The sequence below is a fragment of the Lentzea sp. NBRC 102530 genome, from assembly GCF_030269365.1.
Classification (GTDB): domain Bacteria; phylum Actinomycetota; class Actinomycetes; order Mycobacteriales; family Pseudonocardiaceae; genus Lentzea.
Genome location: NZ_BSTF01000009.1, coordinates 1 through 12,471 on the forward strand (window position 1 = coordinate 1; position 12,471 = coordinate 12,471).

Consider the following 12,471-nt stretch of genomic DNA (forward strand, 5'->3'; position numbering starts at 1 on the left):
GGTGAACACCCTGGCAGCGGTCCCCACCAGACCAGACGACAGATCTTCGGAAAGACACAAGGTCAGTCAAGCCACGAGTCAGACCAGCCCAGCGAGAACCACCACACACATCCTCACTGTCAAGCCCCGATCCCCATCGTCGCGAAGCGGCGATGAAACGACCCGGCTCGTCCAGAACGACGGAAGAGGCGTGTCCACACAGGACACGCCTCTTCCGTCAACGCAACAGTTCTCAGACCCAGTTCTCCACCACCCGCTGCTGCAGCTCGCGGGGGTAGGACGCAGCGAACGACGTGTGCCCCAACCGTTCCCCGATGGGCGGCAACAACCCGTCCAGCACGGTCCGCGGCCCCCACCCGCGCTCGTGCTCAGCCTCGGTGTGGCTGACGAACAACGGCAACACGGCACTGTCCAGGTGCACCCGCCCGTCAACCGGGTGAACGCGGGTGGCGATCGCCCAGGTGAGCTCGGCGAGGTTGGTGGCGTCGATGTCGTCGTCGAGCAGGTAGATCTGCGGGAAGTACAGCCCGGCCTTGTCGTAGAACAACGTCTGCCCGACCCACGTCGCCAGCTGCTCGCTGCTGGTCCCGGGTTCCACCAGGTCGCGCCAGTTGGGCGGCACGGTCACCACGAGCCACATGCCCGCGGCCTCCATCGGTGCCCACACGCGGCTGACCGGCAGTCCCGCCGCGCGCAGCCGCACGAGGCACTGGCTGGCGGCACCGACGCAGGTGACCGTGTGGTACTCGTCCGGTGGGCGGCCTTCCGCCACCAGCGGCCAGATCGGGTCGTCGCGGTGGGTGATCGTGTAGACGTGGAACGTCGGCTGCGGTGAGGACCCGACGGGCTGGTAGCCGGCCGCCTCGCCGAACGGTCCTTCCAGCGCGTCGCGTTCGGTGGACACGTGGCCCTCGATCACGACCTCCGCCGTGGCGGGCACCTGCAGGTCGACGGTCAGCGCCTGCACGAGCTCGATCGGCTCGCCGACCAGGGCACCGAGGAAGTGGGCCTCGTGGGCCGAGTCGGGCAACGGCATTCCCGCCACGTACGGGATGCCGGGCTCGGCGCCCTGCACCAGCGCGTACGGCATCGGCTTGCCGATGGCCGCCCACTGGTTCCAGATCTGCCCGATGTGCTGGCCGTTCGGCACGAGCGCCGTCATGCGCTTGCCGTCGATCTTCATCACGCGCGCGATGGACCAGTTCGTCCACGACCCGTCCGGGGTGCGGACGATCAGCACTCCCCACGTGTTCGCGTACCGGCCGCCGTCCTGCATGTGCACGATCGGGATCGGGAAGCTGTCCAAAGTGGCCGCCGGCCCCATCAGGACGTTGTCCTGACAGGGCCCCCTGGACACGACCACCGGCGCGATCGGCTCGCGGACGGCGGCGTCGGCCAGCGCGTCGACGATCTGGTAGCCCGAGCTGTCGGCGGGCAGCCCGAGCGACAGCGCGATCCTGGCGAACGGCAGGTCCTTGCGGGACGACATGGCCGCAGGCGCGCCGAGGATCCGCTGGCCCTCGCGGGCTCCCCTGATGTTGGTGAACAGCGGTGCGCGCGCACGGACCTCGTAGCTGCGTCTGGTGATCGCGGCGGTCTCCATGTCGCCGTCGACCTCGCGGGAGATCGTCACGAGGTCGCCGAGGTCCTCCAACGCGTTCAGGTAGCTGCGCAGATCAGTGAAGTGCTTCATCGCTGTGCTCCTTCCGCTCCCGGCGCGCCTCTCTGCCGCCGTCCCAGCGCGTCGTCAGGTCGTTGTAGACGTCGAACAGGTCGAGCACCCGGCTGGTCACGTGGTTGACCACGTCACCCATCCCGGTGGGGGCGTTGTAGAACGCGGGCATCGGCGGGACCATCACCGCGCCCATCCTGGTCAGTGCCAGCATGTTCTCGAGGTGGATCTCGTTGAGCGGTGTCTCCCTGGGCACGAGCACCAGCCGGCGGCGTTCCTTCAGGGTGACGTCCGCGGCGCGCGGGATCAGGCCTTCGCCGTAGCCCATCCTGATGGCCGCCAACGTCTTCATGCTGCACGGCGCCACGATCATCCCGTCCGTGCGGAACGAACCGCTGGAGATGGCCGCGGCCTGGTCGTGCGAGGAGTAGACGTGGTCGGCCAGCGACTGCACCTGGCGGACCGAGAAGTCGGTCTCCATCTCGATGGTCGCGCGGGCCCACTTGCTGAGCACCAGGTGGGTCTCCACCCCGACCGCGCCCAGCGCCTCCAGGACCCGGATGCCGATCGCGGCTCCGGTGGCGCCGGTCATGCCCACGACCACCCGGGACGGCATCCGGTTCCCACCGAAGATCCGCCCGCGGTCGCTCACGCGTCCTCCCAGCGGAAGAACACCGCGGCGAACACGCTGATGACGACCGTGAACCCGAGCAGCACGGCGCCGGGCACGAGCAGCGCGTCGATGCCCTTCCCGCGCACCAGGACGTCGAGCATGCCCTCGTTCATGTGCTTGAGCGGCAGCAGGTTCGTGAAGAACTTGACCCACTCCGGCGCCTTGTCCACCGGGAAGAAGCTGCCGCCCAGCAACGCCATCGGCAGCACCACCAGGTTCGCCGCGCCGGACACCGAGTCCTCGGTCTGGCAGACGGCACCCGTCAGCATGCCGACGGAGAAGAAGGCGAAGGTTCCCAGCACCAGCAACGGAATCGCGAGCCACCAGTCGTTGGACAGCTGGAGCCCGAACACCGGCAGCGTCGCCACGGCCACGAACAGCACGGCCTGCATCAGGGAGATGCCGGTCGCGATCGCCAGCCTGGCCGTGAGCACCGAGACGCGGCCGACGGGGGCGAGCTGGAGGCGCCGCAGCACCTGCTTGCGACGCCACGCCACCAGGGTCAGCGCGGAGCTGAACACGGCGGCGGACGCCACGCCCCAGGACAGGATGCCGGGCGTGAGGTACTGGATCGGGGCGTAAGCCGCCTCGATGGGTTCCTGCCGCATCGCGTACTTCGGCGTCGTGTTGCTCGCGCCGGCGTTGGCGCTCGCCACCGCCTCGGAGACCTTGGCGAGCGCCGGAGCGGTCTCCGGGCGGTCTCCGTTGGCGTAGCGGACGTCGACGCGGTCGCCCTGCGCCAGCACGACCGCGCCCACGTCGCCGTCGCGCAGCTGGTCGATCGCCTCGCCGGACTCGTCGAACCTCACCAGGTCGACGCCCTCGGCCTGCGACAGGGTGGAGACCACCTGGCCGTCGCCGACCACGGCGATCTTGACCGAACTGCCCATCCCCCCACCGAACAGCACCGCGAACACGACGAGGAACATCAGGGGGAAGAAGAAGGTGAGGGCCAGCGCTGCCTTGTCCCGGATCGAAGCCTTGAACATGGCCAGCGACAGGCTGGTAAACGCGGTCATGGCGCTGTCTCCGCTCGGAGGGCTGACGACGTCGGGGGCTCGGACACCGTGGCGACGCCGGTTGGGTGGACGTTCATTCGCGGTACGCGCGACCGGTGAGGTGCAGGAAGACGTCTTCCAGCGTCGCCGTCCGGACCTGGGCGTTGCTGAGGGCGTCCAACTCCCCCAGCGCCTTGATGGTCACGCCCGCGTCGGAGGTGGAGATGGTGACCGACACGCCGTCGTCCACGACGGCCTCGGCACCCGGCAGCGTGGTTGCCAGTTCCGCCGGCACCACACCGTGTTCGATGATGACCTGGGTCTGCGCGTTGAGCGCGCGCACGAGCTGGGCGGGCGGACCCATCGTCATGATCCGGCCGGAGTCGATGATCGCCACCCGGTCGCACAGGATCTCGGCCTCGTCAAGGTGGTGCGTGGTGTAGACGATCGTCTTGCCGCGCTGCTGGATGGCGCGCAGCACGTCCCAGAGGTTGCGGCGGGCCTGGGGGTCCAGCGCCGCCGTCGGTTCGTCGAGGAACACGATCTCCGGGTCGTGCACCAGCGCGCAGGCGATCGACAGGCGTTGCCGCTGCCCACCGGACAGCTTGGTGTCCTGCACGTTCGCCTTGTCCGTCAGGCCGACGAGCTCGAGCATGTCCACGGCCTTCGACTTGCTGATGCCGTACAGCGCGCCGAAGGTCTCGAGCTGTTCCTTGGACGTGAGGCGCTCGAAGAACGAGGACGCCTGCAACTGCACGCCGATCTTGCGCAGCAGTGCGGGATTGCGTGGCCACGGGCTCTCGCCGAGCAACCTCACGGAGCCGGAGTCCGGCTTCCGCAAGCCCTCGACGATCTCCAGGGTGGTGCTCTTCCCGGCGCCGTTGGGGCCGAGAAGACCGAAGAACTCTCCTTGTTCGACGCTGAACGAGACGCCGTCGACGGCCCTCAGGCTGCCGTACGACTTGCGAATGTCGCTCGCGACGACCGCAGGGCCGACTGCTTTCATGACGGAAACGCTAAGGCCAGGACCCCGGTGATCACACCGGCCCGAGCCGGATATAGGGGACCCCTAATGCGGATTCAGGGGGCTGACGTCCTCAAGCCCGTACCGCAAAAGCGGAAATGATTCCCCTAAACTCCGCACGATTTCATCCGCCCGGAAAGAAGAGCCCGCGAAGCACGCCAAGGAGGCCCTGGCGCGCGCCAGGACCTCCTTGGGGGGTACGGCTGAGGAACTCAGCCGACGGGTTGGGGTACGGACTGCCGGGGCGCCGCGTGGTCGTCGTCGTCATCGTCGACGTCGCCGCCCTCGTGGATCGCCAGCTTCTCCTGGATGCGCCGCAACGGACCGGGGGCCCACCACGCCGCGTCACCCATGAGCTTGAGCACCGCCGGCACCAGCAGCATCCGCACGATCGTGGCGTCCAGCGCGAGCGCCAAGATCATGCCGACCCCGACGAACCGCATCATGGCCACCTGCGAGAACGCGAACGCGCCCGTGACCACGATCAGCAGGATCGCCGCCGCCGTGATCACCCGGCCGGTCTTGGCCAGGCCGATGCCGACCGCCTCCTCGTTGGACGCGCCCTTGCTCTTGGCCTCGACCATCCGGGAGAGCAGGAACACCTCGTAGTCCGTCGACAGGCCGAGGATCACCGCCACCATCAGCACGACGATGCCCGAGTCGAGCGGCGACGGCGTCACGCCGAACAACGACGCGAGGTGCCCGTCCTGGAAGATCCAGACCAGCACGCCGAACGTCGCGGACAGCGACAGCGCGCTCATGACGATCGCCTTGATCGGCAGCAGCACCGAGCCGAAGGCGAGGAACATCAGGATGAACGTCGCCGCGAAGAACAGCAGTGCCATCCACGGCAGCTTGTCGCTGATCGCGTCGAGGCTGTCGACGTTCACCGCGGTCGGTCCACCGACCAGCACCTGGTCGGCGCCCTGCGGCCCGGCGAGCTTCCGCACGTCCGCGACGGCCTGCTTGGACTCGTCGCTGAGCGGTTCGCCGGTGAGCGTCGCGGACACCAGCCAGCGGCCGTCCTTCGGGCCGAGGGTCGCTTCCGCGGTGTCGACACCGGGCACGTCGGCGACCCGCTGCAGGTAGCTCTGCAGGGCCTCCTGCCCGGGATCGCCGGTGATGGCGATGTCGATGCCCGTCTTCGCGATCGCCGGGAAGGCGTCGTTCAACGTCTCGACGGCCACGCGCGACTCGTTGCCGACCGGGAGCACCTTCTCGGTGGCCTCGCCGAACTTGGCGTGCAGGAACGGCAGGCCGAGCGCGAGCAGGACCGCCACGATCGGGATCGCGAACAACCCCGGCCGCTTCATGACCTTGGTGCCGAGCCGGGCCCAGCCGGACCCGTGCTCGCTGCGCGCCATCCGCTTGCGCCACGGCATCGAGAACTTGTCGACGCGGTGCCCGAGGATGCCCAGCAGCGCCGGCAGCAGCGTCAGCGAGACGACCGCGGCGACCACCACGGCGGACATGCCGCCGTAGCCGAGCGACTTGAGGAAGGCCTGCGGGAACAGCAGCAGCCCGGCCAGCGCGGTGACCAGCAGCGTCGCGGAGAAGATGACGGTGCGACCGGCCGAGGAGACCGTGCGCTGCACGGCCTGCTCCGGTGTGCGGCCCGCGGCGAGCTCCTCCCGGAACCGGCCGACGATGAACAGGCCGTAGTCGATGGCCATGCCGAGCCCGAGCAGGGTCGCCACGTTGATGGCGAACGAGTTCACGTCGGTGCCCAGCGAGATCGCGTGCAGCAGACCGAGCGCGCCCATGATCGACAACATGCCGACGATCACCGGCAGCGACGCCGCGACCAGGCCGCCGAACACGATCACCAGCAGGAGCAGGACGAGGGGCATCGACACGGTCTCGGCGCGCACGAGGTCGCTGCCGGACATCTCGGCGATCGCCTTCTGGACCGGGATCTGCCCCGCGAACAACGCGGGCACGCCGTCGATCACGAGCTGGTCGTGGATCGCGGCGTAGTCCTTCAGCTGGGTGTTCGAGTCGGCCGCCTGCAGCGTGATCGCCACCAGCGCCTTCGACTTGTCCGCCGTGCCGAACGGGTTCGGCTGCGGCAGGCTCCAGTAGGACGCGACCGTCTTGACCTTGTCGGTCGGCAGTCCGGCGAGCTGCCGTTCCGCCTTCTCCCGCACGTCGGGCGAGTCGATCGTCGAACCGGTCGGCGCGGTGTAGATGATGACGATGTCGCCGCCCTGGCGGCCGAATGTCTCCTCGACGAGCTTGTTGGCTCTGATCGACTCACTTGTGGGATCGCCGAAGCCGCCTTCGTTCAGCCGCTCGAAAACTCCGAGGCCCCAAACGCCGCCCATCACGGTCAGCGCCAAAGTGGCGACCATCACCACCCAACGGCGCTTGTACGCAAGTGTTCCCCACTTAGCGAACAAGGTATTCCTCCTACTGTGGTGCTTCTTGACCGACCAGGCTCTATATTCTGAATGCGGTTCACGAATCTTTTCGTGACGCACTCGCCCAATTCCCGGTTTTCACAAGTTAGCACCGTTTGGAGCAATCGCCGGAAAGACTGTGGTCCCTAGCGGAAAGATAGGGGTACCGCATAGTGGTTCGGGGGTTGACTCATCCGGCGCGCCGGTCCGCCAGCCGCACCACGTTCGGATTCCCCTCCACCCGGAATCGCGCGCTCGACGCGACCAGGTACCCAACCCCGCGCACAGTCTGGATCACGTCGGCCGCGTCGCCAAGCTTTTGCCGCACCCTCCGCACGTGCACGTCGACCGTGCGCGCACCGCTGTAGTCGTCGTTCACTCCCCACACGGTGGCCAGCAGGTCACGCCGCCGGTGCACGCGGTCGGTGTGCGAGCACAGGTGCAGCAGGAGTTCGAACTCCAGCCGCGTCAGCTCGACCTGTTCCGCGTGCACGAACACCTGGCGGGTGTCCGGCAGGATCCGGACGTCGACCTCCTCGACGGACGCCTCGACCGCGGGGGCGAGGCCGGAGTCCCGCAACGCGCCGAGCAGCCGCAGCGCGGTGTCCTCGTCCTCGGTGTCGATGGTGATGCTGAACCTCATGTCACTACTCCTAGTGGTGTGGCCCCGGACGTCGCCGGGCGAACTCGCCCGGCGACGGTCCCGGTCGCGCCTCAGGTCTTCGGCAGGCCCTGCGGGTTGATCTCCGACGTCGGCACGGCCTCGTCGGACAGGCCCCAGCGCTTCAGCACCTCGGCGTACTTGCCGTTCGCGATCAGCTGGTTCAACGCCTCCTGCACGGGCGTGACGAGGCCGCTGTCCTTCTTCGTGGTGGCGGCGATCTTGCCCTGGACGGTGGCGCCACCGGAGAAGTTGCCGATCACCTCGGTGTCACCGGAGGTCGCGGCGTGGAAGGCGGAGACGGGGTTCGGGCCGAGGTAGGCGTCGATGCGGCCGGACTGCAACGCCAGGTAGTAGTCCGACGAGTTCTGGAAGTACTTGATGTCGGTGGCCTTCAGGCCCGCGGCGACGTTCTTCGTGCTCCAGTCGACGAGGATCTTCTCCTGGTTGGTCCCGGAGGTCACGGCGATCACCTTGCCCGCCACGTCCTCGGGTTCCTTCACCTTCCAGGTGCCGCCCTTCTTCGCCTCGAACGCCAGGGTGTCGAGGCGGTAGGTGGCGAAGTCGTACTTCTCCTTGCGCGCCTCGGTCACCGTGATGTTCGAGAAGCCGAGGTCGTAGGCGCCGCTGTCGAGGCCCACGAACAGGTTCTCCCACGACGACACCTCCAGCTTCGCCTTGAGGCCGAGGGTGTCGGCCACCAGGGAGGCGATGTCGGTCTCGACGCCGATCACCGTCTTGTCGTCGGTGGCGTAGAACCGCAGGGGCGGCGCTGTGCCGGCGGAACCGCCGATCGTCAGCTCCCCCTTGGATCTGAACTTCTCCGGCACCTTGGCGGCGATCTTGTCGTCCTTGACGGCGGTGACCCGCTTCTGGTCGGGGCCGAGGTTCACGCTCAGGCCGGCGACCTCGACGGGCTCCTCACCACCGGCCGTGCCACACGCGGCCAGACCGAACGCCAGCACGGCGAGAAGTACTTTGCGCACAACGAACTCCTTAGGACAGGACCTTGGACAGGAAAGCGCGGGTGCGCTCGTGGACGGGGTGGTCGAGCACGTCGGCAGGCGGTCCCTCTTCGACGATCACGCCCTCGTCCATGAACACGATCCGGTCGGCCACCTCGCGGGCGAAGCCGATCTCGTGCGTGACGACGACCATCGTGGTGCCGGAGCGGGCGAGGTCGCGCAGCACGTCCAGCACCTCGCCCACCAGTTCGGGGTCGAGCGCGGACGTGGGTTCGTCGAACAGCACGACCTTCGGGCGGGTGGCCAGCGCGCGGGCGATCGCGACGCGTTGCTGCTGGCCGCCGGAGAGTTGGCGCGGGTAGGCGTCGGCCTTGTCGGCGAGGCCGACCCGTTCCAGGAAGTGCCGGGCGTCGGCCAACCCGGCCACCTCGGCGACGTTCTCCAGCGCCGTCAGGTGCGGGAAGAGGTTGAAGTTCTGGAAGACGAACCCGATGTCCCTGCGCTGCTTGAGGATCTCGCGTTCCTTCAACTCGTGCAGCTTGCCACCACGCCGCCGGTAGCCGATCAGGTCGCCGTCGATGGTGATGTACCCGCGGTCGACCTTCTCCAGGTGGTTGATCGTGCGCAGCAACGTCGACTTGCCGGAGCCGGACGGGCCGAGCACCACCACGACCTCGCCCGCCGCGACGTCCAGCGACACCCCGCGCAGCACTTCGAGCGACCCGAAGCTCTTGTGCACGCCCAGAACCTCGATCACCGGCGGTCTCCTCGCGCGAAGTAGCGCTCGACGTGGTGCTGGCCGATCGAGAGCAGGGTGGTCAGGATGATGTACCAGACGGTCGCGACCATCAGCAGCGCGACGACGCGGGCGTTGCGGCCGTAGATGACCTGCACCTGGTAGAAGAGTTCGCCGATCGCCATCACGGACACCACGGACGTGCCCTTGAACAGGCTGATCACCTCGTTGGCGGCGTTCGGCAGGATCGAGCGCATCGCCTGGGGCAGCACGATCCTGCGGAACTGCCGCAACCGCGGGATGCCGAGCGCGGCCGCCGCCTCCAGCTGCCCGCGGTCGACGGAGATGACGCCGGACCGCACGATCTCCGCCGCGTAGGCCGCCTGGTGCAGCGCGAGGCCGAGGATCGCCGCGCCCATCGGGCTGATCAGCGAGATCGTCTCGAAGCTCACGAACTCCGGCCCGAACGGGATGCCGAGCGAAAGCCGTTGGTACAGGTAGGAGATGTTGAACCAGAACAACAGCTGCACGATCAACGGGATCGACCGGAACGCCCAGATGTAGGTCCAGCCCACCGCGCTCAGGAACGGGCTCTTCGACATCCGCAGCACCGCGACCACGATGCCCAGGGCGAACCCGAGGGCGGTGCCGGCCACCGTCAGCACGATGGTCGTGCCGACCGCGGTCAGGATCGACTGGGCGGTGAAGTACCGGGCGAACGTCGGCCAGTCCCACGCGGGGTTCGTGACGAGCCCGTGCACGAACTGGGCGGCCAGCACCAGCACGAACGCGACGCCGACCCAGCGCCACGGGTGGCGCGCGGGGACGACCGGTAAGGCGGAGAGGTCATCGTCCTTTGTGGACGGAGGCGTCAGGGTGCCAGAGGTCATGGGGAGTCCTTGCTGCGGCGAGGAACGTGAGACGAGCGAGATGAAGAGTCAGCTCGTGCGACAGCGGGAGGACAGGATCGAGGCGAAGTCCATCCTGTCCTCCCTTCCCTGCGCTCTTGAGGAGAGCACTCACTCAACGACGCTCACGTTATGTACCGGCCATCGCGGCGGGCAAGGACGTCCACTGGCTGAACAACTATCGGATACCGAGATGATCCCTCAGCGTCGGACCCGAGTACTCGGACCGGAAAACGCCGCGCTCCTGCAGCAACGGCACGACGGTGTCCGCGAACTCGTCGAGCCCGCCCGGCGTCACGTGCGGCACGAGGATGAACCCGTCCGCCGCGTCCTGCTGCACCAGGTCGTCGATCTGCGTGGCCACGGAATCAGCCGACCCGACGAACGTCTGCCGCGCGCTCACGTCGATCACGAGGTCCCTGATCGACAGGTTCTTCGCCGCGGCCTTCTCCCGCCACTCCCGCACGGTCTGCGCCGGGTCCTTGAACATCCGCACGCTCGCACGGCCCTGGGCGATCGTGTTCTCGCCGATCAGCGGTTCGACCTCGGGCAGCGGCCCGTCCGGGTCGTACGCGCTGAGGTCGCGGTTCCACACCTGCTCCAGGAACCGGATCGCGGTCGCCCCGCTGACCTGCTGCCGCCGCACCACCGCGGCCTTCTCCTGGGCGTCCGCGTCGGTGTCCCCCAGCACGAACGTGGCCGCCGGCAGCACCACCAGCTGGTCGTGCGTGCGCCCGTACTTCGCCAGCCTGCCCTTGACGTCGGCGTAGAACCTCTGCCCGGCCTCCAGTGTGCCGTGCCGCGAGAAGATCGCGTCGGCGGTGGCGGCGGCGAACTCCCGGCCCTCCTCGGAGTCCCCGGCCTGCAGGATCACCGGACGGCCCTGCGGTGACCGGGGAACGCCGAACGTGCCGCTGATGTCGAAGTGCTCGTCGGCGTGCTGGAACGTGCCGACGCCGGTGTCGAAGAGCTTCCACGCCGTGCGCAGGAACGACTCCGCGCGGCTGTAGCGGTCTTCCTGTGCGAGAAAGCCACCGCGCCGGAAGTTCTCGCCGGTGAACGCGTCCCACGAGGTCACCACGTTCCAGGCGGCGCGCCCGTCCGACAGGTGGTCCAGCGACGCGAACTGCCGCGCCACCTCGTACGGTTCGTTGAACGTCGAGTTGATCGTGCCCGCGAGCCCGAGGCGTGACGTGACGGCGGCCAAGGCCGCGAGCACGGTGAACGTGTCCGGGCGGCCCACGACGTCGAGGTCGTAGATCTGCCCGCCCTGTTCGCGCAGCCGCAGTCCCTCGGCCAGGAAGAAGAAGTCGAACTTCGCCCGTTCGGCCGTCTGTGCCAAGTGGACGAACGAGTCGAACTCGATGTGGCTGCCCGCCTGCGGGTCGCTCCACACCGTCGTGTTGTTGACGCCGGGGAAGTGCGCGGCGAGGTGGATCTGCTTGGTCATCTCCGCGCTCCTCTAGGCGAACTGGTTGGCGGGCCGGGCGAGACCGAGCCGGTCGCGCAGCGTCGTGTGCTCGTACGACGTGGGGAACAACCCGCGCTCACGCAGTTCCGGTACCAGCTCGCGGGTGATCCGGCGCAGGTCGCCGTGCAGCCGGAAGCCCGCGAACCCCTCCGCGTGCCACGCGGCGAGCTGGTCGGCGGAGACAGCGGCGTCGGCGTCTCGGAACACGAGCCTGTCGGTCACCGAGGGATCGTCGCCGAACACGATGTCCCCCACCGGCTCGGAGGCGGCGATCAGGGGATGCCCCTGCGGCGGGCGCGGTGTGATCGACGGCCCGCGCACCTTGAACCACCTGCCCTCGAAGTCGATGTAATGCAGCTTCTCCCGGTCGATGAACCGCCCGGTGGCCGCGTCGCGGATCTCCGCGTCGTCCTCCCAGCTGTCCCACAACCGGCGCAGCACCTCGGCGTAGTCGCGCGCCTCGTCCCAGAGTTCGGGTTCCGGCCCGACCGTGCGGCGCCCGAAGTGCTGGGCGTCGGCGGGATCCGGCGCGACCGTCAGCTGCACGCCCGCCCTTCCCCTGCTCACGTGGTCGAGCGTGGCGATCGCTTTTGACAGGTGGAACGGCTCGGTGTGCGTCACGACCGCCGTCGGCACCAGGCCGACGTGTGTGGTCAGCGGTGCGACGCGGGCGGCCGTCAGGACCGCGTCGAGCCCGGGCCGCCCGCCGAGCGAGTCGCCGAACGTGACGAAGTCGAGCGTGCCGTGCTCGGCCTCGCGCACGAGGCCGGCCCAATGCGGTGCGGTGAAAGCTTCTTCGCCGGTCGCGTCGAGCGCGGCGGCCAGGTGCAGTCGGGTGCCCACCGGTTCCCCTCTCGTCGTTTGTCCGCATTCTGGGCGCGCCGGGGACGCTCGCGCTGGGACGGCCACTGGGTGGGACGACTGGCCGCGGCGGGAATTTTTTCGTGGTTGCGCGACGCGGCTT

At 68.5% G+C, this 12,471-nt stretch carries 11 protein-coding genes; all 11 read right to left on the reverse strand.

Features of this window, described 5'->3' with window-relative positions; all coding sequences use genetic code 11:
- Nucleotides 1-232: 232 nt before the first annotated feature.
- A complete protein-coding gene (locus QSK25_RS23760) occupies nt 233-1,693 on the reverse strand; it encodes a UbiD family decarboxylase (RefSeq protein WP_285641361.1) in 1,461 nt (486 codons plus the stop codon).
- Complete coding sequence (locus QSK25_RS23765; RefSeq protein WP_352236269.1) at nt 1,677-2,324, reverse strand: UbiX family flavin prenyltransferase; 648 nt, start codon at nt 2,322-2,324, stop codon at nt 1,677-1,679. Before QSK25_RS23765 ends, QSK25_RS23760 begins: the two co-directional genes overlap by 17 nt.
- A complete protein-coding gene (locus QSK25_RS23770) occupies nt 2,321-3,364 on the reverse strand; it encodes an ABC transporter permease (RefSeq protein ID WP_285641362.1) in 1,044 nt (347 codons plus the stop codon). Before QSK25_RS23770 ends, QSK25_RS23765 begins: the two co-directional genes overlap by 4 nt.
- A gap of 73 nt (nt 3,365-3,437) precedes the next feature.
- The gene (locus tag QSK25_RS23775) at nt 3,438-4,349 is read right to left on the reverse strand and encodes an ABC transporter ATP-binding protein (RefSeq protein ID WP_285641363.1); all 912 of its coding nucleotides are present in this window, start codon (nt 4,347-4,349) and stop codon (nt 3,438-3,440) included.
- Between the two features lie 230 nt (nt 4,350-4,579).
- Nucleotides 4,580-6,766 (reverse strand): MMPL family transporter, encoded by a 2,187-nt coding sequence (locus QSK25_RS23780; protein ID WP_285641364.1) that lies wholly within the window; start codon nt 6,764-6,766, stop codon nt 4,580-4,582.
- A 190-nt stretch (nt 6,767-6,956) separates the two neighbouring features.
- Entirely contained in the window at nt 6,957-7,409 is a 453-nt protein-coding gene (locus QSK25_RS23785; protein ID WP_285641365.1) for a winged helix-turn-helix domain-containing protein, read from the reverse strand.
- 71 nt (nt 7,410-7,480) lie between these two features.
- A complete protein-coding gene (locus QSK25_RS23790) occupies nt 7,481-8,413 on the reverse strand; it encodes an ABC transporter substrate-binding protein (protein WP_285641367.1) in 933 nt (310 codons plus the stop codon).
- Nucleotides 8,414-8,423: 10 nt separating this feature from the next.
- Entirely contained in the window at nt 8,424-9,149 is a 726-nt protein-coding gene (locus QSK25_RS23795) for an amino acid ABC transporter ATP-binding protein (protein ID WP_285641368.1), read from the reverse strand.
- On the reverse strand, nt 9,146-10,018 hold the full coding sequence (locus QSK25_RS23800) for an amino acid ABC transporter permease (RefSeq protein ID WP_285641369.1): 873 nt from the start codon (nt 10,016-10,018) through the stop codon (nt 9,146-9,148). The genes QSK25_RS23795 and QSK25_RS23800 overlap by 4 nt, the downstream gene beginning before the upstream one ends.
- Before the next feature lie 196 nt (nt 10,019-10,214).
- Nucleotides 10,215-11,486, reverse strand: coding sequence for an LLM class flavin-dependent oxidoreductase (locus QSK25_RS23805; protein ID WP_285641370.1), 1,272 nt, complete (start codon nt 11,484-11,486; stop codon nt 10,215-10,217).
- A gap of 12 nt (nt 11,487-11,498) precedes the next feature.
- A complete protein-coding gene (locus QSK25_RS23810) occupies nt 11,499-12,350 on the reverse strand; it encodes an LLM class flavin-dependent oxidoreductase (RefSeq protein ID WP_285641371.1) in 852 nt (283 codons plus the stop codon).
- Nucleotides 12,351-12,471: the final 121 nt, after the last annotated feature.

Coding starts and splice junctions, on each gene's coding strand:
- QSK25_RS23760 (WP_285641361.1), bottom strand. CDS start 1,693: ATGAAGCACTTCACTGATCTGCGCAGCTACCTGAACGCGTTGGAGGAC.
- QSK25_RS23770 (WP_285641362.1), bottom strand. CDS start 3,364: ATGACCGCGTTTACCAGCCTGTCGCTGGCCATGTTCAAGGCTTCGATC.
- QSK25_RS23775 (WP_285641363.1), bottom strand. CDS start 4,349: ATGAAAGCAGTCGGCCCTGCGGTCGTCGCGAGCGACATTCGCAAGTCG.
- QSK25_RS23785 (WP_285641365.1), bottom strand. CDS start 7,409: ATGAGGTTCAGCATCACCATCGACACCGAGGACGAGGACACCGCGCTG.
- QSK25_RS23800 (WP_285641369.1), bottom strand. CDS start 10,018: ATGACCTCTGGCACCCTGACGCCTCCGTCCACAAAGGACGATGACCTC.
- QSK25_RS23805 (WP_285641370.1), bottom strand. CDS start 11,486: ATGACCAAGCAGATCCACCTCGCCGCGCACTTCCCCGGCGTCAACAAC.